This is a genomic window from Bacillus cereus ATCC 14579, assembly GCF_000007825.1.
Taxonomy (GTDB): domain Bacteria; phylum Bacillota; class Bacilli; order Bacillales; family Bacillaceae_G; genus Bacillus_A; species Bacillus_A cereus.
This window is the reverse complement of record NC_004722.1, coordinates 638,158-659,437: the sequence shown is the minus strand read 5'-3', so window position 1 is coordinate 659,437 and position 21,280 is coordinate 638,158. Positions and strand designations below refer to the sequence as shown.

The window sequence follows — 21,280 nt, the reverse complement described above, 5'->3', positions numbered from 1 at the left end:
CCTTACTCTCCCCCTGTAGCTAGTGCCATAATAGACTCTTGTGATGCCTCATCTTTCCCTAAAATTCCGCCGACTTTTCCTTCATGAATAACAAGAACTCGATCACTCATCCCTAAAACTTCCGGAAGCTCAGATGATACCATAATAACGGCATCGCCTTGCTCTGTAAGCTTATTCATAATAGAGTAAATTTCTTTTTTCGCTCCAACATCAACACCTCTTGTTGGCTCATCTAAAATGAGTAATTGTGGATGAATGCCTAGCCATTTTGCGATTACAATCTTTTGCTGATTTCCACCAGAAAGAGATTTCACTGCCTGCTCCCCGCTAGATGCTTTCACATTAAGAAGCTTCATCATATCCTCTGTAAACTGTTGTTCTAGCTCATTGCTTAGAACACTTCCCTTTGAAAGATTTTCTAAATTCGGTAAAGCTAAATTTTCTCGAATTGAAAAATCTAACACTAATCCTTCAGACTTTCTATCTTCTGTAATGAAAGCAATTCTTTGTCTAATTGCATCTATTGGACTATCAATCTTTACTTCTTGTCCATTTATAAAAATTTGTCCAGAGTCTAAAGGTTCATAACCAAATATCGCTTTCATAATATCAGTGCGACCAGCCCCCATCAAACCAGCTACACCAAGGATTTCACCTTTCCTCACTTGAAACGAAACATTTTCAAATTTCCCTTTCTTCGTTCCATTACGCATTTCAAAAATGACATCACCAATTTGACTATTTCGCTCTGGGTAACGTTCACCAATGCTGCGCCCCACCATCATACTCACTACTTCATCAAATGATGTTTCTGGAATTAATCTCTTTCCCACGTATTCTCCATCACGCAAAATCGTAATAGCATCACATATTGAGAAAATCTCTTCCATACGATGCGAAATGTACACGAATGAAACACCTTCTTTACGTAACTTATTGATTACTGTAAAGAGCGTTTCGATTTCACGATCCGTCAGTGCCGCAGTAGGTTCATCCATAATAATAACGCTCGCGTTTGTCATTAATGCTTTCGCAATTTCGATAATTTGCTGTTGTCCAACCGATAATTCCTCTGCTAACATAGCGCCTCTTACATGCAGCCCTAGCTCTGCTAGTTGCTGCTGCGCAATCGCGTTCATTTGTCGAGTGCGTAAAATACCTGTTTTCCCATACATTAACTCTTTACCGAGAAACATATTTTCAGCTACTGTTAAATTCGGCAATATGTTTAGTTCTTGATGTATAAATGCGATGCCGTACTCTTCAGCTTCTTTCGCATTTTTAAAGGTGCGCTCTTGCCCATCAATCTTGATTGTCCCACCATCTTTTTTGTATACACCTGTTAAAATCTTCATGAGCGTTGATTTACCCGCTCCATTTTCCCCCATCAATGCATGGACTTCTCCTGTTTCAATCATAAACTGTGCATTCTTCAAAACAGGATTGCCATTGAACGCCTTTGAAATGTTTTTCATTTCAATATGCATTCCCATCACTTCCCTTTATTAAAAAATCACGCCTGCATGTAAAATTACATTTGCATAAGGCGTAGCCTCGCCTGTACGAATAATTGCCTTCGCTTTCTTTGTATGCTCTTTAAATTGTTCATGAGATACATACTCAAATGCTGGCTCTATTAATTTCCGTTCGATCTCTTTATTTACTTCCGCATTATTTATAATGACTTCTTCTGCTAACGTCACTTTTTCGATTGCCATATCATCAGCTACAACTTGTAACACCTCTAAAAAACTCGGTTTTCCAATCTCAACAGCTAAATCAATTCGTTTTACTCCGTCAGGAATTGGTAAACCGCAATCAGCAATTACAACCGTATCTGTATGCCCAAGTGAAGCAAGGACTGCCGCGATTTCACTGTTTAATACACCATGCTTTTTCATCCAACAATCACCTGCACTTCACGTACTCGATCTCTCGTTGGCATACCGCCCTGTGCCCCAAGTTTCGTTACAGAAAGACCACCGGCAATATTCGCGAAACGAATTGCTTTTTGAAGTGTCTCCCCTTCAGAAAGTGCAACTGCTAACGCACCATTAAATGTATCACCAGCTCCAGTTGTATCCACTACATCAACAGCAATGCTAGGAACATGTACAATCTCTGTTCCATTATGGAAACGAACACCGTTAGAACCTTCTGTCATCAATAATTTATTTGGATACTTCGCCAATAAATCTTCAATTGGTGATGTAAAATCATCTAATACGATGCGGCACTCATGTTCATTTGGCGTAATATAAGTTGCTTTTTCTAAAATTTCTTCTGATAAAACTTGTGCTGGCGCTGGATTCAACATAACAGGAATATTATGTTCCTCACAAATAGCCAATACATATTTTACTGTTTCAAGTGGAATTTCTAGTTGAAGAACAACCATATCCGCTTTTACAAGAAGGTCTTTGGAGCGATCTACAACTGACTTATTTACAAGAGCATTTGCCCCTTGTACGACAACAATACTGTTATCTTCTTCTGCTAAAACGATATGAGCAATTCCTGTCGTTCTATCTGTAACCGGTACCACATAATCGATAAAAATGCGTTCGTTCTCTAAATTTTTTCTAACTACTGTTCCATAATCATCATTTCCTACCGCTCCAACCATTGCTACATTTGCTCCTAACCTAGCTGCAGCAACTGCTTGGTTTGCCCCTTTCCCTCCTGGGATTGTATGAAACGCTTCACCAATTACTGTTTCTCCTGCTTTCGGCCGTTTTTTTGAAACAGCCACTAAGTCCATTGAAATGCTTCCTACTACTGCAATATTTGGCATCTGTTTCATCTCCTTACTTCGTTGTATTTCGTTCTATAATTTCAATTGGCAAACGATAGTGTTTCTCTTCTAATGTATTTCCTTCCATTTGCTCTAACAACAACTCTGTTGCAATTTTCCCCATTTCATATATCGGTTGTGCAACTGTTGTAATAGATGGATACATCATTTCCGTTAAAGAAATGCCATCAAATCCGATAATTTGTAAATCATCTGGAATGGCAATCCCCTTTTGAAGTGCAGCCTTTACAATACCAATCGCAATTAAATCATTCCCAGCAACAATACCATCAATATGCGGGTATTCTTCTAATAATTCCATCGCTACACGCTCACTATTTGCTGGCTCAAACGTACTCTCCGCAATCATATACGAAAGATTATTTTGCGTAATAACGTCTACAAAACCTTCAAAACGTTCATTTGCAGTACTCACATCACGTGGTCCGCGAATATGTGCAATATGTTTACATCCTTTATCTAGTAACAACTTTGTCGCAGCCTGACTTCCTGCATAGTTATCTGCATATACAGTAGGAATACGCTCATTAAACATACGGTCAATCGCAACAACCGGAACAGATAAATTCATGTAATTAACACTATTTTGTGGATTCGTTGCTACAATAAATCCATCTACATTATTTTGTCTAAGTACATCAATGTATTGTTTCTCTTTTTCTAAACTTTCATCAGAGTTACAAAGAACAACTGTGTAACCTTGTTTATGTGCTACATCTTCTACGGCACGTGCAACTTCTGGAAAGAACGGATTCACGATATTCGGAACAACTAAGCCAATTAAACGAGACTTTTTATTATACAGTGAACGCGCTACTGTACTAGGCTTATAATCTAACATCTCTATTGCACGCTCTACCTTTTTTAATGTATCTTCATGAACATATCCATTTTTATTTAGAACTCTGGAAACGGTCGCAACAGATACTCCCGCTAATTTCGCAACGTCTTTAATCGTACTCATTCTCTTTTCTCCTCATTTCATGTAACCGTTTACAGAAAATAATATAACGTATTTCTAAAAATACGTCAATCATTTCTCACTAAAAAGCTTTTAAGGTTATACTCAAAAAAGCACCGCCATAAGGCGATGCTTCTTCATTACGAGTATGATACAGTTTTTTCTTTTTCTTCAACAGCAGGCTCTTCAGCATCTTTTTTACGATCTGATAGTTTAATTTTTTGTAAGAAAATCGTAAAGATGGCACCTACTACGATAAATACTAATCCTGTTAAGAATACAGTATGAAGCGAGTCTACTAAAGAGTTTTTCAAAATAGGTACAATGCTGTTAGCAAACGCTTCTGGCATTTGTTTTAATGCCTCTGGGCTAAATAGCATCGAATATAAACCTTGTGGATCTGTGTGAATCATATCTTTAAATTTCGTTACCATTTGTCCCGCTTCTTTCGGGAATGTATCTAATACAGGTACTAATTTATTTGTTAACGTTGTACCTGAAGTGTTATTCATAATTGATCCTAAAATTGTAATACCAAATGTTCCACCAATTTGACGGAAGAACTGACTTGATGACGTTACGACACCAAGGTCTTTTTTCGGGAAGCTTTCTTGTAACGCTAATGTTAATGTCGGCATTACAAGACCCATTCCTAAACCGATAACCATCATATAAGAAGTAGCTGTAAGCTTCGTTGTGTGCATATCCATCGTTGTTAATAACCAAAAACCACCGGCCATAATAAGCATACCTGCGATAATTTGTGGTTTTACACCAACTTTTAATACAAGTTGCCCACCGATAATACTCATTACAATCATTGTAATCATCATTGGAGTCATAATTGTTCTTGATTCAGCAGCACTTACTCCTACAATACCTTGCATGAAGAATGGTACGAACATAATCGCGCCGAACATTCCAATACTCATAAAGAATCCAATCGCATTCAGTATTGTAAATGTGCGATTTTTAAAGAAATGCATTGGTAAAATCGGCTCTTCAGCTTTCGTTTCAACAATAACAAAGCTAACGATACCAATTACAGCTAGTGCGAATAAACCGATAATTTGCCAAGAATCCCATGCATAATCTTTTCCGCCAAACGTTAGCGCAAGTAATAAACTTACAACACCTAGAATCATCGTAAAGATTCCAGCGATATCAATTTTAATTGGTCCTGTTTGTTTATGTGATTTTAATCCCATTGCAATAAAGATTGTTGCTAAAATACCAACCGGTAAGTTAATGTAGAATACCCATCTCCAGTTCACTGCATCTACAATCCAACCACCAACTTGCGGTCCAATTACAGAAGCAAGACCGTATAACGCACCAAAAATACCTTGCCATTTCGCACGTTCTTTTCCCGTGAACATATCTCCAATAATAATCATAGCCATTGGCATCATAATACCGCCACCAAGACCTTGAATACCACGGAAAATAATTAATTCTGTCATACCATTCGCCATACCACATAACGCCGAACCAATCATGAAAATAACTAGCCCTGTTATATATACGTTACGACGACCAAGTAAATCCGCTAATTTACCTGCAATTGGTACAACTGTCGTTGATGTTAACATATAAGCTGTCGTTAACCATGTCATTAAACTTAATCCGCCTAGGTCACCGACGATACGTGGCATTGCTGTACCAACAATTGTTCCATCTAATGCAGCAAATAGCATCGCGATTACTAAACCGATTAACAACAACTTTCTATTTTGATTTTCTTGTTGCTCCATGTAATCTCCTCAATTCCTCTTAGTTATTCTCTTTTTTCTCTTGTGTCCCGCAAATAATGGTTTCTAACTTCTCAAAGAGACGTAATAAATCTTCTCTTTCTTGCAACTCTAAATGTGAAAAGTATTTTGCAATATGCTCGTTGCGAGCTGTCATTGCCTCTTCTACTCTAGCTTTCCCCTTTTTCGTTAACTCGATGATGACAACACGACGGTCATCTTTGTCGTGATAGCGTTCTACAAGTTCTTGATCGATTAGACGATCAATCATCACTGTAATTGCGCTAGGCTTCACATACATCTTTTTTGCTAATGTTGTCGCTCTTGAAGCCCCATAATGATCTAAAATCTTTAAAATATAAAACTGCGGTGGTGTAAGTCCTGTTGCTTGCATTTGTTCTAATAACTCCGTCTGCATTTTCTTTCCAATCGAAAAGGCAAGAGCTTGAATTTTATCGATATGCGTCATATCATTTGGCATGTTATCCACCTCTTATTTAAACAATAAAATATTTAACGTATTTAAATATTAATCCCGCGAACAAAATCCGTCAATACTTTTATTCATAAAAACGTTTACATTTTTGTCACAAAGTTGTATAATTTTCAACGAAGTTAATATTGACAGTCACGGAGAAACGGAGTACACGGCTATGAATCATAAAAAAGGAAACTTTTTTATATTTCATGGCCTTTTTATATTCTCTGTCTTAAAACGCTTCGAATTAATTAGGGGAGGATTTTCATTTTATGTTTTTTACACAATTATTTAAACCTGCGCCCCACGCGGAACGCTTACCAGCTGATCGCGTTGATAGCGAATACCGTAAATTACGTTTACAAGTATTCTTAGGTATCTTCATCGGTTATGCAGGCTACTACTTTGTTCGAAAAAACTTTTCACTAGCAATGCCATACTTAATCGAGCAAGGCTTTAGTAAAGGGGAACTTGGGGTTATCCTTTCAGCAGTTTCTATTGCTTACGGATTAAGTAAATTTCTTATGGGTATCGTATCCGATCGTTGTAATCCTCGCTACTTTTTAGCAGCTGGGCTATTTTTATCAGGTATCATTAATATTATTTTCGGCTCATTTTCTTTCATTACAACGAGCATTATACTTATGTTTGTACTTCAGTTTTTAAATGGATGGGTACAAGGTATGGGATGGCCTCCTTGTGGTCGTACGATGGTTCACTGGTTCTCTATTAGCGAACGTGGTACAAAAATGTCTATTTGGAACGTCGCTCATAATGTTGGCGGAGCGCTTATGCCTTCCCTTGTAACATTAGGCTTATACTTCTTCGCAGATGACTGGAAAAGTATTTTTTACTTCCCAGGTATTCTTTCAATTTTAGTTGGTATTTATGTATTAATTACGATGAAAGATACACCTCAATCTTGTGGACTACCTTCTATTGAAGAACATACTGGGGAATATCCACCAGATGAAAAAGTAAAAGATCGCGAACGCGAACTTTCAGTAAAGGAAATTTTATTTAAATACGTATTAAACAATAAGTTTTTATGGTACATCGCTATTGCGAACGTTTTCGTATATTTCGTACGTTACGGCGTTGTAGACTGGGCTCCTACTTATTTAGTAGAAGAAAAAAGCTTTACTCATAGTAGCTCACGTACTGCTTACGCTCTATATGAATGGGCTGGTATTCCAGGTACACTTCTTTGCGGATGGATGAGTGATAAACTATTTAAAGGACGTCGTGCACCTGCTGGTATTCTATTTATGGTTGGTGTATTTATCGCAGTTCTTGTTTACTGGTTAAACCCTCCTGGTAATCCAATGGTTGATAGTATCGCACTTGTCGCAATTGGATTTTTAATTTACGGACCGGTTATGTTAATTGGTCTACACGCTCTAGATTTAGCACCAAAGAAAGCTGCTGGAACTGCAGCAGGCTTAACTGGATTCTTCGGTTACTTAGGCGGAGCAGCTTTCGCTAGTGCAGCTATGGGCTTTATCGTAGATGCATTCGGATGGGATGGCGGATTCATCTTATTACTTGCATCTTGCGTACTTGCAATGTTCTTCCTTGCTCTTACTTTAAATACAGGGTCAGTAAAATCAAAACAAGCTTAAATAATATATAACAAGCATAAAAATAGCTCTTAGCATTTACATACATGCTAAGAGCTATTTTTTATTTTCATTGCTGTTCCTACTAATGATAACAACCCATTCCTTCCCTACTATAAGATTAAAAGATTTGATGAAACACCTTTATTAAAACGGCTAACGTAACAGATGCAGCAAATCCCCCTAAACAAATAAGACTGACACCTTGGCTATATGACAAATTTTGAAATGATTTCATTGCTTCCATCCTCCCTATCTCCCCTTTGATACTTTTATTTTACCAATGGGAAAAATTTCATAACATCGATTTCTCTAACAACTAACTTACAAATTTGTAAGTTAACATCTTTTCAACTTATATATCTAGTATTTCCACAGATAAGAGTCATTTATACATAAAAAAAGACCTCAGTTATACTAAGATCTTCGTTACATTCTATTTCATTTTACAATCATCACTGGACATTTCACACGCTTTGCTATTTTATGACTTACACTTCCCAGCACCATTTCTTGCAGTGTATTGAGCCCTCTACTTCCAGCAATGACAAGATCTATATCTCCTGTATTCACATATTGAACAATTGTATCTCCAGGATCACCATGTAATATCGTAATTGTATAAGAAATGTTCTCTTTCTTTAATAAACCTTCAATCTCTTTTAATTTATCTTTTCGACTAGCTGATATTGTTTCTAAATCTGTTTGACCTTGTATAATATCTGATTTTGCCGTTCTATTATCTACTACGTACACAACTTCAACATTTGTTTCTTCGCTACATTTTGCAATATATGTTGCATGTTCCGCTGCTCGAAGTGCATGTTCAGAACCGTCACATGCTAATATAATTTGTTTGTACATATGCTGAATCCCCTTTTCGTTATCCTACTCGTATTATATAATAAAGCCCCCTAAAAAGGAGGCTTTTAACTAGCAATTCTTTTATTATAAGTAGCTAAATTTGCAACAAGTTTTGAGCTACGTTCATTTAATCCTGTTATACTTACTTTCACGCCACTTTGTTCATATTTCATAATAACTTTATCAATTGATGCCACTGCCGAATCATCCCATACGTGCGCATGAGTAAAGTTCATTTCGATTTCTTTTATACCTTCATCCAATGAAAAAGCATTTATAAAATCTGCTGTAGATGCAAAGAAGAGTTGACCGTGAATTTCGTATATTTTCTTATTTTCAATATATAAATGTTTCACGTGAATCTTTGCCATATTGAATGCAAATAAAACCGCACTAATTACTGTTCCGATAATTACACCTAATCCCAAATTATGAGTGATAAGAACGACCACGACTGTTACGATCATGACGAATGCGTTCCCTTTTGGCACTTTATGAATCGTTGCTACAGAATTCCAATCAAACGTTCCGATTGAAACCATAATCATAACCGCAACTAAAGCTGCCATCGGAATATGAACGACATAATCTCCTAAAACGAATAGTAATACGATTAAAAATCCGCCCGCTACAAATGTTGATAGGCGACCTCGTCCACCTGATTTAATATTAATAACAGATTGACCGATCATTGCACAACCTGCCATTCCTCCGAAGAAACCAGCAACAATGTTTGCGATCCCTTGTCCGCGTGCCTCTTTATGCTTATTACTTTCCGTATGCGTCATATCATCTAAAACTGAAGCTGTTAATAATGATTCTAGTAAACCGATAATTGCAAGCATAACTGCATAAGGTAAAATAATCCCTAATGTCTCAAGTGTAAAAGGCACGTCAGGAATACTAAAGAACGGTAATTCTTTCGGCAGGCTTCCCATATCTCCTACTGTTTTCAACTGTAATCCGCTCATAAGTGCAATACTCGTCACAATAATAATTGAAATAAGCGTAGAAGGTACAGCCGTTGTAATACGTGGAAATAAATATATAATTGCAAGTCCTAATACAACGAGTGCATACATTTGCCAAGTTGCATTTTTAAAATGTGGCAATTGCGCTGTAAAAACTAAAATTCCAAGTGAATTTAAAAAACCACTCATAACAGATTTCGGAACAAACTTCATAAATGAGCTCAGTTTGAACACGCCAAAAATAATCTGGACAATACCTGTTAATATTGTTGTAGCAAATAAATATTGCAAACCATGATCTTTAACAAGCGTTACCATTAATAATGCCATTGCACCTGTTGCAGCTGAAATCATTCCAGTTCTTCCGCCAACAAATGAAATGGTAACTGCAATACAAAAGGCTGCGTATAGTCCAACTGTCGGATCCACGCCTGCAATAACAGAGAAGGCTATCGCTTCAGGGATTAACGCTAAAGCAACGACAATTCCTGATAACACGTCCCCTTTCACATTAGAAAACCAGTCATTTTTTATCGTTTGAAACAAAGTATCACTCCTCTACTCCTTTATAATTTGGTTTTCTCCATAAGAAAATCTAGCCGACTGCACGAAAGCTATTATATAACGAGTAGAAGATTTTTTGCTATGTAAAAGTTTCCTAAAGAAAAAGACACTACCTTAGTAGCATCTTTTCTCATTTCATTAATGTCCACCGTGTCCTTGACCACTTTCCTGAACAATTTCTAACCTCTCATCTAGTATTCCTTGTGTTTCAAATGAAATATCACTCGTATTTCCTAATAAGAAACCGTGATTATATGGTCCAAGTGTTGGATCATCTTTAAACTTCGGCTGAATGCTTGCAAGGAAGTCATACACTGTTTGTGAAGCTTTACCTTCTTCTAATAATACAACAGGTGCATGTTTACCCATATGTGAAAAAGGTGCCCCAGCAACTGCTAAATCTGGTGTTTTACTTGAAACAAATGATAAACCGTGACCAGGTTTTGTGAATCCCCAGCCAAATTTTGTTTTTTCATCTTTAAATTTAGCGAACGCAATCGAGTTTTCTGTAGGGGTCTCTCCACTAATACGCGTTACTTTCCCGTATTTGCTTAGCTCTTTTTCTACTTCTTTTGAAACAATTTTTTCTGGCCCTAATACATATATATTTGCTTTATCTTTTCTCATTTTTAGTGCCTCTATTGTCGCTTCTGGCACTTTATTCTTTTCTGTATAGAGTAGTGGTTCCGGCATATGAGAAATCCAATTTACAGCGGGGGTTGTATATAAACGTCCTTCTTCTGCAGACGAACCGATAATAACACTATTTGGGTAGCTTCCTGTTATATCGGCATACTCCTTATCAACATCCTTCGCAAATATAGCTGGGTCCGTTTCTTTTATTTGTTTTACTTTATAACCTTTTAATTGTTCAAGCGCGCTAGTACCTACATCTCCCATCACCATAATTTGTGTTCCATCTTTCGTTCCGATTGGATTTAATCGTTTTATTTCTTTTAACGTCATTTCCGGTATCTTTTCTTTTTCTATAAATAAAATCGGCCCGTTATTCGGATGATGAATAAAATCTGCACTCGCAATACCTAATTGCCACTCGCTTGCTGGTACTAAAATAACAGCACCTGGCTGGTTCTCCTTATGAGTTGCTGCCCATATCGTTTGCGAAGTTAATACTGCCATTTGCGAAGGATCATTTGTGTTTAATCTCGTTACATTTTTTAAACTTGTCGTTAATAAATCATTAGATGCACCTTGGTTCATTTCTTTTGGCGCCGTTACCTCCTGATTCATTTTCATTTCCTTTTGCTCTGTTTTCTTCTCTTTTGTAGATTCATGGTTTTTATGGTCTGTATTCGTTTGTCCGCATGCAGCAAGACCAACTGCTGTAATTATTGTTATCCCAAAAATTCGGGTCATTTTTTTCACTATACCGCCTCCGTATTAATCATTTTTGAGCCAATATGATTACCTAAAATGTAATTTCAACTCCACAATAACAAGCAATTCTGAAGAAATTATGCAGACACATCATAATCTGCACCATTTCTTCATGATTTTGCATTACACTTTAAGTAACGATTATAAATATGGAGGGCTCTCTATGATTGATATACTGCTCGTAGACGATGAACCGAGAATGCTTGAATTATTAACGCTTTATCTTACACCAATTGGATATAACTGCGTATGTGCGACTTCAGGAGAAGAAGCTATTTTACATATAGAAAATCAAAACTTTAAATTTGTTTTACTCGATATTATGATGCCAAAGATGGACGGATGGGAAACGTGCAAAAAAATCCGATCTTTTAGTAACATTCCTATTATTATGGTTACAGCTCGTGATCAAACAGTAGATGTCGTTCAAGGATTAAAAATTGGAGCCGATGATTACGTAACGAAACCTTTCCATGAAGAAGAACTTTTCGCAAGAATTGAAGCCGTTTTAAGACGTACAAATGAACATAAACAAATCCAATATCACGGTATTGTATGGGATGAAACAAAACACTTCGTTTCTGTCCATAATGAAGAACTCCTTCTCACACCAATTGAATTTTCTTTACTCGGATTATTTTTACGCCATGTGAACTACGTATTAAACCGTGATCAGCTCATCGAACGAATTTGGGGGTTAAACACAAATACAGAAGATCGCACAGTCGATTCACATATTCGTAATTTACGTGATAAATTGCGAAAAGCAAATTTCCCTATTGATCATCATTTAAAAACCGTGTATGGAGTAGGTTATCGATGGATTAATACTGAACAGTAAGGGGCAAAACGATGAAACGAATTTCAATTCAATTCGGATTTTATTTTTTAATTGTTACACTTTTAATTGAAAGTGTTCTCTTTATTTTGCTCTATTATAGTCTTGTAAACACTAGAGTAAATGAAGAAATGACAGCTTTATTAAAGCGAGGAAATAGTCATCGAGATGTACTTGAAAAATATTACGATGAGCAAACCATCTCTCACGTAGCATTAATGGAATCTGAAGCTGAAACAACTGTCGTTATTACAAATGCAAATAAAGAAATACTAGCTAAATCTAACGAAATAAACACGACTATAAACGATCATATTAGTAAAATGCAAACTCGAACAGACCATAATGGAGCGATTATAGAAAATCATTGGAAAACATCTAATTATATATGTACAGTTAGCCCCATTGTAGTAGATGGAAAACATGAAGGCTATGTGTACATGTTTCTTGGAACAGAATCAATTGAAAAGTTAGTTAATGGATTAACAAAACAATTCATTATTGCTGGTGCCATCACATTTCTACTCACAGTCATCACAATTTTCCTATTATCTCGATTATTAACAAAACCATTGTTACACATGAAACATGCCACTGAAAAAATGAGTAAAGGTGATTTATCTGTTTCATTAACAACTACTCGAAATGATGAAATTGGTGAACTAGCATCATCTATTCAGACGCTCGCAAATGATCTACATTATATGAAAACAGAGCGAAGTGAATTTCTAGCAAGTGTTGCTCACGAATTACGAACACCGTTAACATACGTAAGAGGTTATGCTGACATTGCTTTAAAAGAAAGCACCCCTTCTGAACAACGTTTGCGATATTTATCAATTATAAAAGATGAGTCTGATTACATTACAAACTTAGTTCAAGATTTATTTTCACTTGCACAAATGGAACAACATAACTTTTCTATTCAAGTAAAGGAAGTGCATTTACACACCTTCCTTACGCGTATATGTGAAAAAGTAAACGCCATGTATAAAGAAAGGTACATTAAAGTTTCTTTCTCTTGTCCTCCTACACTGCTAGTAAACTTAGATGAACAACGATTCGAACAAGTTGTTGTGAATATTTTAAATAACGCTTATAGACATTCAAAAGAGCATTCTCATATAAACATTTCTATTACAGAAGAACATAAACGTATCTCCATTACAATTGAAGATGAAGGCGAAGGTATTCCGCTTGAAGACCTCCCTCACATTTTTGACCGCTTTTACCGTGTCGATAAAGCAAGAACACGATCTACAGGCGGAACTGGTTTAGGGCTATCTATCGTAAAAGAAATTGTAGAACTACACGGCGGAAATATTACTGTAACGAGCGAAGTCGATTACGGGTCTTGCTTTATAATTTCATTACCATCCATAAAAAAACACGACTATCATCAATAGTCGTGTTTTTTTATCACTTTACTTTATAATATAAATTTACAAATTGCCCAAAACGTTTCGTATCCGTCAAAGTTAAATTAATTTCTGGGTTCTTGTCTTGAAATAACGGAACTCCAGAACCTAATATATGCGGTGTAATCGTAACAACATATTCATCAATTAGATTATTCTTAAAGAATTCTCTCAGTAGCTCTCCTCCACCAACCATCCATATTTTAGACCCTTCTTGTGCTTTTAACCTTTTTGTAAACTCCACTACATCTTCATTTACAAATTCCACGTTTCCGTCTGAACCTTTTTCTGAACGAGAAAAAACATAACATGCTTTATCTAAGTACGGGAATGTTTCCGTATGCTCTACTACATAATCGTACGTTTTCTTTCCCATAATTATTGTATCAATCGTTTCGTACATTTCTGTATAACCATTATCTCCCTCTCCTTCCGTTTCCATTAACCACTCTAAATCATCATTTTCTTTCGCAATATATCCATCTAAACTCGCCGCTATAAATAAAACTATTTCACGTGACATATCTTTTCCTCCTTGTATCTCATCTTGATAACATATGATGTAAACAATATACTAACAATAAAACATGACAATTTATGTCACGTTAAAAAGAAAAGGTGATACATTTGTCAAAAGCTAAACGCTTATTAGATATTCTTATATTTGCTTCTGCGAAAAAAACATTTACAGCTCAAGAAATAGCTGATGAATTTAATATTTCCGTTCGTACGGTTCATAGATACATTTTAGATTTAAGTGATATGGGGTTGCCCATTTACGCAGAACAAGGTCGTAACGGCGGCTATAAAGTATTAACGAATAGAGTAATTCCGCCTATTTTATTTACGGAAGAAGAAGCAGTCTCTATCTTTTTTGCTTTTCAATCTTTAAGTTACTATCGCGACTTACCTTTTAACACAGAAATCAATTCCGTTACACATAAACTGTATAGCTCCCTACAACATGATGCGAAAGTGAAAGTTGATAAAATACGTTCTTATATCGCCTTTTGGAATCCGAAGAGAACAATTGAGACCCCACTTTTAAACGAAGTGTTAACAGCGGCTATTGAAAATAAAAATTTACACTTTCAATACGAATCTAAATCAGGGATAAAAACAAAACATGTTCATCCGATTGGTGTATATGCTCACGACGGGTTATGGTACTTACCGTCCTATGACTTCGGTAGAAAAAAAGTATTACTGTATCGCATCGATCGTATTCTTTCCATATTATCAACGGAAGAAAATGAGGATACATTCATGAATTTAGAAGAGTGGTTTGCCTCTAACTCTAACGTAGTACACATCCCTACTCAGTTACATGTTTTACTGACAACAGAAGGCGTACGCCAATGTAAAAGCGTTCCTTATCTTGAGGAATTCGTTATAGTAAACGAGGATGGGACAGGATATATACACTCAACAATTGATAAAGGTGAGATTAACTTTATTACTCCTTTATTTTATAGACTTGGAAAAGATGCAAAAGTGTTAGAACCGAAAGAATTGATAGATGGTTTACGTATACGTGCGAAAGAAATTTTACATATGTATGAAGACGAAAAAAGCTGCTAGATGTAAGCAGCTTTTTAGTCTCTTTGTTACTATTGACGAATATCAATCCACCAACGATATTCCGCATTCATATTTTCAGTGCCACCATTCCCTCTGTAATGGAAAGCATCCAAAAAGATTGAATCTAGTTTATCCTCATCTACAAAATAACCTAAGTTAACCTTCACCGTTTGTCCTGGTGTGATACTGCCAATATTATAAAAGCTTTTCCCGTCTCCGTGAGGTTCCAAGTAATCAACTTCACCCGTCATAATACGCGTTGCGTCCATTCCCTCTTCTTTAGCGTAGTTCCATGCATTCCCTTCAAATTTAAGCTGTTTTATGGATGGATGCATATAGATTTCTTCTGTCGACTTTTTACCAATATTTTTCACTGTTGTTGTTAAATAGACAAATTTAACATTAACTAATTTCGAATCTACTAATGTATCAATTGAATCTTTACCATTCCCTAATTTATATTCATCTCGTCTGTACGATAGTAATTTTCCCATCTGATCTAAAGCCTTATTCTTGCTTAATATCTCTAGGCCAAGTTCATTAAAATTCTCTTGTTTAAAATCTTTAATTGAATCAAAGACTTCAACTTTTTCTATCACATATTCAATTTGGCTGTTATCCATAGAGATCGTTACTGGAACCTTTTGTCCTATATGAAATAGTCGTAGACTATCTTTTTTCAATGGAATCACCTTATTTTCTTTCGGTTCAGCTGCTTTGGTAAAGCGATTTTCATCATAATCTGCTATATATGATGCCTTTTCTTTTGACGTAGGCTCAAGTGAAATACTCCCTAACACATCTATCATTTGTTCTTCGTTTACATCGGATCCAATATAACTTTCTAACATAATCCCTTCTTTCTCAAAAAAGAGAAAGACCTTTCTGTCAAACATTACGTTGTTGTTTCCAGTTTCTTTATGGACAATTACTGCTTTCCTGCCATTTATCTCTTTTTCTTCATAACTTTTTGAATATAAAGTTTGAAAATCCGCATTTTCTCCCACTCTCGAAAGAACAAATGAAAACCCGCCCATTGCGTCGTTATCTTTAAATGAATATTTCATAGCACTATCATCAATTGCTTCCATATTTTCTGGCAATTTACCAATCTTCAACTTATACCACTGATTACTCTTTTTCGAATCCTTATTTGTTAAGGAAACATTTACTTCGTAATTTTGTTTTTGAACAATCATATTATAGACTTTCACTGCACCAAAAACAGTTGTTGGCATACCAATTAATAAACAGGCAGCAGCGATTAACATACGATGTCTTTTACGCTTTTTCTGTGGTCGCTCGCCTCTCAGCTTCATTTCTTCCATAAACAATTTCTTTTTGCGCGTATATGTATGTGAAAATTCATGTTGTTCTTCGGATTTATCAAAATCATCTAAAGCAATTTTTTCAGCAAGTTCATATATTTCTTTGGAGTTCTTTGAATTCGTCATGTTGTATACCTCCTATCATATTTTGGACTCGTTTTCGAGCGCGTTCAAACTGCTTGCGGACATTAGCCTCCGTAATCCCCATTACACTTGAAATTTCTTGATACGTTAAGTTATAGAAGACTTTGTACTTAAACACCTGTCTGTTAGATTCATTTAACTCTTTTAGCAATGTATCAATTTGAACCTCAGACATTTTACGTTTTTCCCACTCTTCAATATTTTCATCTACTGCTTCTATTGATTCTCTTTCATATTCTTCTAAAAATGTTTCATGTCGTTTATTTTTCCGGTAACTATCAATCGCCTTGTTTTTCGCGACCCTCAAAATATAGCGTTTAAGCTCTTCAGTGCTCAAGCTATGGAGCTTTTCCAAGTTCTTATAAAGAGTAATAAACGTCTCTTGAACCGCATCTTCAGCCTGTTGAATATTATTTAAAATAGAATAAGCTACATAATAAATTTTTTGTTCATACAACTCATATAGCTCTTCCATCTTTTCATAATCTTTGTTTGTAACTTTCATATAATTCCTCCTCTCACTCTATATAACGAATGAGCACTGTAACTTTGTGACACTGCAAAATCTTTTTATAGATAAAATTTAATAATAGAATAAACAAAAGCCCAATTTCTCTATTTTAACTAAGAAATCGGGCTTTTGTTTATTCGAATTTTCCTGACTGTTTCATAAAGAACATTCCTCTTATGCCTTTTCAGTCAGCAACACTTGCTCTATCTCTTCTTTTAACAACGTCTTTATTTCTTCCAAATTATGATTCTTCTTTTCTCCCGATTGTACCGTATAAAACTCAGCAAATGAACGCTCTTTATATCTCGGTACAACATGCATATGATAGTGCGTAAGTTCATTAAAGATTCCACCATTTTGACAAATCGTAATTCCGTCAGGTTTATATAATGCCTTAATCGCTTTTGCAATCAGCTTAGAAGCATCCATAATTGAGCAACGTCATCTAATTCGTCTACCTCTACAACATGTTGCTTTGGCACAATTAAAGTATGTCCTGTATAGAAAGGTTCATGATCTAAAAAACATGTTACATAGTCATCTTCATATATTTTATATATTTTTTCCTCTTCATTTGCTAATTTACAACCTAAACATTCCATCATACTTTCTCCCTTTATTAAAAACATAAAAACGTGAGAGCCGTATTCTCACGTTTTTATGTTTCATTTTATTAGTTCAATTGTTTCCGTAACCTTTATACTATCTTTTACAGATTGAACAATCGTACAATTTTTCACTGCAAGTTGCAGCGCCTTGTCCAGCTGCTCTTCTGTAATGTTTTCTGCTTTAATTTTATAGTGCAAATGAACACTTTCAACTGGCTTCGATAAAGCTTCACTTCTACCAATTTCAGTTTCGATTGTAAACGTATCATATGTAATACGTTTCTTTTCTAAAATTGTTCGAAAGACAATTGCACTACATCCTGCGATAGAAGAAATGAGTAATTGTAACGGTGAATACCCGTTTTCTTTTCCAATCGCTAATTGACCATACGATAAATCTGCTTCTATATCATCGTGTTTGATTGTTAGTTTCATTTGTTTTTTCCATCTCCACTTTCATCGGTTTCTGCCGTTTCTTACTAATATAATAATATATATAGCAGAAAATGATAAATGGAATACCACAGTATAACGCCATTCTTTGTTCAGGAATAAACGCTAAACTAATAACAACAATGCTATTTGTAATTAAGGCTAAAATCGGGACAATTGGGTATAGTGGTGTTCTATACTTTAAGTCCTCTAACTTTCCTCCGCCTTTTATATACTGACTTCTAAAGCGAAGTTGCGATAGAGCAATAATGATCCAACTTGAAACAGCCGATAAACCAGCTATCGATAATAAATACATGTATACTGTATCTTCTGCAAGGAAACTTGTGAATAGAGATAATCCAGCTACCGCAATCGTTACGACTAGCGCTGTAATTGGAATACCACGCTTATTTACTTTCTGGAAGGAAGTTGGTGCCATTCCCTCATTTGCAAGTGACCATAGTATACGCGTCGCTGCATATAATCCAGAGTTCGCTACAGATAATAACGCAGTAATAATAACGAAGTTCATAATATCAGCTGCGTATGGAATACCAATTTTATCAAATACGACTACGAATGGACTTTCAATTACGCCTGCTTCTTTCCAAGAAATTAATCCTACTAAAATCGTCATTGTTAAAATGAAGAATAACATAATGCGCCATACTGTATTACGAATCGCACGTGGAATTGTTTTTTCTGGATTTTCACTTTCTCCCGCTGCAATTCCGATTAACTCTGTTCCTTGGAACGAGAAGTTAACTGTAATCATTGTAAGTAATACGGCAGCTAGTCCATTCGGGAAAAGTCCACCATTGCTTACAAAGTTAGAGAAAAGAGGTGCTGCTTCTTTTCCGTCATATGATATAAATCCTAATAATGCACTACCACCAAGCACAACAAATGCAAGAATTGTAATTACTTTAATACTAGAGAACCAAAATTCTAATTCAGCATAACTTTTCGCCGAAATTGCGTTTGAAGCATATAAAATAACGCCGAATACAAGGCACCATACCCAAACATCAACATTTGGAAACCATCTTTTCATCATTAAACCGATTGACGTTAATTCTAGACCCACTGTTACTGCCCAGCCGAGCCAGTATAACCAGCCAATCATAAAGCCCGTTCCTGGTCCAATAAACTTCGTCGCATACTTTTGGAAAGATCCTGAAACCGGCATCGCTACCGTTAACTCTCCAAGACAAAGCATTGTTAAATACATAATAAATCCGCCTACTAAATATGAAAGGATGGCTCCCCCTGGTCCAGCCTGATTAATGGTGTAACCTGAACCTAAGAAGAAACCAGTTCCGATTACACCACCAAGTGCGATCATAAATAAATGTCTACTCTTCATCGTACGATGTAATTTCTCATTCGTTGGTTGCTGCATCTAAATCCTCCCCCTACCATACCCCTATATCCTGTTAAAATTTTCTGATAATAAAAATATACACGAAAGCGATTACATTTTCTATATAAAATTAAAACTTTTCTGATAAAACAATATAAAAATCGAATTATTGCAAGATTTAGATTCTATTTAGAGGAAAATAAGGAGAAACAAGGAAAAACCCTTACATATATTGTAAGAGTCAACGGAGTTCTAATCTTCTCGATAAAATTGATAAACTATAATTTACGATAAAGTACATACAAGCTACTACTATAAACGTCGGAATCATGTAATTCACATTTTGCCCGCTAATAATTTGAGCATTATGCATAAGCTCAGGGAGTGATATAACAACCGCTAGCGACGTATCCTTCAGCAATGAAATAAATTGACTGACAAGCGGCGGAACCATTCTCCTTAATGCTTGTGGCAAAATAATATGCCAAAGCGCTTGAACATACGTTAATCCCGAAGATCTTGCAGCTTCAACCTGCCCTTTTTCAATAGACAATAGACCACTTCTAACAATTTCAGATATCATTGCTGCCTCAAATATTGTTAAAGCAACAATTGCAGCTGTTATAATTTCTAATTTCAAGCCTGCTTCTGGAAGTGCAAAATACGTGAAAAATATAATTAACAGTAGTGGTAAGTTTCGAATCACTTCAACTATAACTCCTAATACTTGTGAGACGACAGGTATTTTCGTGTAGCGCAATATACCGATTACACTTCCAATAATAAAACTAAGTACAATTGCTATGAGCGCTACCTCTAATGTTATAAGTAATCCTTTTAATAAAAATAGAATATGATCTCCTGTAATTGCTCCCTTGAAATCCATTTACACCGCCTCCTTTGCTAAGCGTTTTTCTAAATAACGCACTAGCATACTGAGCGGAATTGTTAATATTAAATAAAACATCCCGACAAATATATAAACATCAAACGTAACAAACGTCTTCGTTGAAATTAAATCTCCTTGATACATTAAATCAGCACCAGCAATAATTCCAAGTATTGAGGAGTTTTTAACTAAATTGAGAAACTGGTTTCCTAAAGGGGGAACTACAATTTTCACTGCTTGGGGTAAGACAACATAATACATCGCCTGCACATACGTTAGCCCTGAAGAGCGAGCAGCTTCCATCTGCCCTTTCGCAACTGATAAAATACCAGCGCGAATTACTTCTGCAATAAAAGTTGCCGTATATACCGTAAGCGTAACTGTTCCTGCTACAAAACCATTTAAAGTAATTCCTATTACAGGTAAAGCAAAATAGAATATAAATGCAATTAATACAAGTGGAATATTTCTTACAAACTCCACAAAAGCTGATCCTATCCAATTTAAAATGCGAATAGGTGCAATACGCATTACTGCCAAAATTACTCCTAAAATAAAACTACCTATCAATGCAATTACACTAGACATAACTGTATATTTAAACCCTTCTAAATACATATCAATGTTATTCGTTAATATAGAAAAATCAGGCACATATTCTCCCCTCTTTCTTTACAAGAAGAGGATGAGCATCCCTCATCCTCTCACTCTTACTCTTCAATAGGAATAAAGCCCCACTAATTA

Annotated in this window: 21 protein-coding genes and 1 pseudogene; 4 read left to right on the top strand and 18 right to left on the bottom strand. The window is 35.7% G+C overall.

The genetic code is table 11. The features are described 5' to 3' along the window. Positions 1–2: 2 nt before the first annotated feature. From rbsA to BC_RS03295, 6 genes are all read right to left on the bottom strand, one after another. On the bottom strand, positions 3–1,487 hold the full coding sequence (rbsA, locus tag BC_RS03320) for a ribose ABC transporter ATP-binding protein RbsA (protein WP_000546778.1): 1,485 nt from the start codon (positions 1,485–1,487) through the stop codon (positions 3–5). Between the two features lie 18 nt (positions 1,488–1,505). Next, a complete protein-coding gene (gene rbsD / locus BC_RS03315) occupies positions 1,506–1,901 on the bottom strand; it encodes a D-ribose pyranase (protein ID WP_000716152.1) in 396 nt (131 codons plus the stop codon). Further along, on the bottom strand, positions 1,898–2,794 hold the full coding sequence (rbsK, locus tag BC_RS03310; RefSeq protein ID WP_001132865.1) for a ribokinase: 897 nt from the start codon (positions 2,792–2,794) through the stop codon (positions 1,898–1,900). Before rbsK ends, rbsD begins: the two co-directional genes overlap by 4 nt. 13 nt (positions 2,795–2,807) lie before the next feature. Then, a complete protein-coding gene (gene rbsR / locus BC_RS03305) occupies positions 2,808–3,779 on the bottom strand; it encodes a ribose operon transcriptional repressor RbsR (protein WP_000104051.1) in 972 nt (323 codons plus the stop codon). A gap of 137 nt (positions 3,780–3,916) precedes the next feature. Then, positions 3,917–5,530, bottom strand: coding sequence for an MDR family MFS transporter (locus BC_RS03300; protein ID WP_000437649.1), 1,614 nt, complete (start codon positions 5,528–5,530; stop codon positions 3,917–3,919). 19 nt (positions 5,531–5,549) lie between these two features. After that, positions 5,550–6,008 (bottom strand): MarR family winged helix-turn-helix transcriptional regulator, encoded by a 459-nt coding sequence (locus BC_RS03295; RefSeq protein ID WP_001132365.1) that lies wholly within the window; start codon positions 6,006–6,008, stop codon positions 5,550–5,552. 269 nt (positions 6,009–6,277) lie between these two features. On the opposite strand from BC_RS03295, the gene glpT reads away from it, so the two are divergent. Continuing rightward, positions 6,278–7,627, top strand: coding sequence for a glycerol-3-phosphate transporter (gene glpT, locus BC_RS03290; RefSeq protein WP_000466385.1), 1,350 nt, complete (start codon positions 6,278–6,280; stop codon positions 7,625–7,627). 118 nt (positions 7,628–7,745) lie between these two features. Here glpT and BC_RS03285 read toward each other — a convergent pair whose 3' ends face one another. The 4 genes from BC_RS03285 to BC_RS03270 form a co-directional block, all read right to left on the bottom strand. Next, positions 7,746–7,862, bottom strand: coding sequence for a DUF4027 family protein (locus BC_RS03285; RefSeq protein ID WP_000834733.1), 117 nt, complete (start codon positions 7,860–7,862; stop codon positions 7,746–7,748). Between the two features lie 203 nt (positions 7,863–8,065). Then, entirely contained in the window at positions 8,066–8,488 is a 423-nt protein-coding gene (locus BC_RS03280) for a universal stress protein (RefSeq protein WP_000277999.1), read from the bottom strand. Positions 8,489–8,553: 65 nt separating this feature from the next. After that, positions 8,554–10,005, bottom strand: coding sequence for a SulP family inorganic anion transporter (locus tag BC_RS03275; RefSeq protein ID WP_000487894.1), 1,452 nt, complete (start codon positions 10,003–10,005; stop codon positions 8,554–8,556). A 156-nt stretch (positions 10,006–10,161) separates the two neighbouring features. Then, positions 10,162–11,409 (bottom strand): hypothetical protein, encoded by a 1,248-nt coding sequence (locus BC_RS03270; protein WP_000738877.1) that lies wholly within the window; start codon positions 11,407–11,409, stop codon positions 10,162–10,164. Between the two features lie 175 nt (positions 11,410–11,584). Here BC_RS03270 and BC_RS03265 point away from each other — a divergent pair, with 175 nt between their 5' ends. After that, positions 11,585–12,262, top strand: a complete 678-nt coding sequence (locus tag BC_RS03265) for a response regulator transcription factor (protein ID WP_000565469.1) — start codon at positions 11,585–11,587, stop codon at positions 12,260–12,262. Positions 12,263–12,273: 11 nt separating this feature from the next. Further along, positions 12,274–13,665: a sensor histidine kinase gene (locus BC_RS03260; RefSeq protein WP_000822525.1), complete on the top strand. Its 1,392-nt coding sequence runs from the start codon at positions 12,274–12,276 to the stop codon at positions 13,663–13,665. Positions 13,666–13,678: 13 nt separating this feature from the next. On the opposite strand, the gene BC_RS03255 is transcribed toward BC_RS03260, so the two are convergent. Further along, positions 13,679–14,200 carry a dihydrofolate reductase family protein gene (locus BC_RS03255; protein WP_000085781.1) on the bottom strand — a complete coding sequence of 174 codons (522 nt, stop codon included), beginning with the start codon at positions 14,198–14,200 and terminating at the stop codon, positions 13,679–13,681. Positions 14,201–14,295: 95 nt separating this feature from the next. Here BC_RS03255 and BC_RS03250 point away from each other — a divergent pair, with 95 nt between their 5' ends. Then, positions 14,296–15,258 carry a helix-turn-helix transcriptional regulator gene (locus BC_RS03250; RefSeq protein WP_113732210.1) on the top strand — a complete coding sequence of 321 codons (963 nt, stop codon included), beginning with the start codon at positions 14,296–14,298 and terminating at the stop codon, positions 15,256–15,258. A gap of 29 nt (positions 15,259–15,287) precedes the next feature. On the opposite strand, the gene BC_RS03245 is transcribed toward BC_RS03250, so the two are convergent. From BC_RS03245 to BC_RS03215, 7 genes and pseudogenes are all read right to left on the bottom strand, one after another. Beyond that, positions 15,288–16,712, bottom strand: coding sequence for a DUF4367 domain-containing protein (locus tag BC_RS03245; RefSeq protein WP_000185138.1), 1,425 nt, complete (start codon positions 16,710–16,712; stop codon positions 15,288–15,290). Beyond that, a complete protein-coding gene (locus BC_RS03240; protein WP_000869257.1) occupies positions 16,678–17,235 on the bottom strand; it encodes an RNA polymerase sigma factor in 558 nt (185 codons plus the stop codon). The genes BC_RS03245 and BC_RS03240 overlap by 35 nt, the downstream gene beginning before the upstream one ends. A 180-nt stretch (positions 17,236–17,415) precedes the next feature. Then, positions 17,416–17,843, bottom strand: a pseudogene (locus BC_RS03235) (HIT family protein). Between the two features lie 63 nt (positions 17,844–17,906). Next, positions 17,907–18,284, bottom strand: coding sequence for an OsmC family protein (locus BC_RS03230; protein ID WP_000778831.1), 378 nt, complete (start codon positions 18,282–18,284; stop codon positions 17,907–17,909). Beyond that, the gene (locus tag BC_RS03225; protein WP_001187104.1) at positions 18,259–19,686 is read right to left on the bottom strand and encodes an amino acid permease; all 1,428 of its coding nucleotides are present in this window, start codon (positions 19,684–19,686) and stop codon (positions 18,259–18,261) included. The genes BC_RS03230 and BC_RS03225 overlap by 26 nt, the downstream gene beginning before the upstream one ends. 202 nt (positions 19,687–19,888) lie before the next feature. Then, the gene (locus BC_RS03220; RefSeq protein ID WP_000345960.1) at positions 19,889–20,533 is read right to left on the bottom strand and encodes an amino acid ABC transporter permease; all 645 of its coding nucleotides are present in this window, start codon (positions 20,531–20,533) and stop codon (positions 19,889–19,891) included. Beyond that, positions 20,534–21,190, bottom strand: coding sequence for an amino acid ABC transporter permease (locus BC_RS03215; RefSeq protein ID WP_001112672.1), 657 nt, complete (start codon positions 21,188–21,190; stop codon positions 20,534–20,536). Positions 21,191–21,280: the final 90 nt, after the last annotated feature.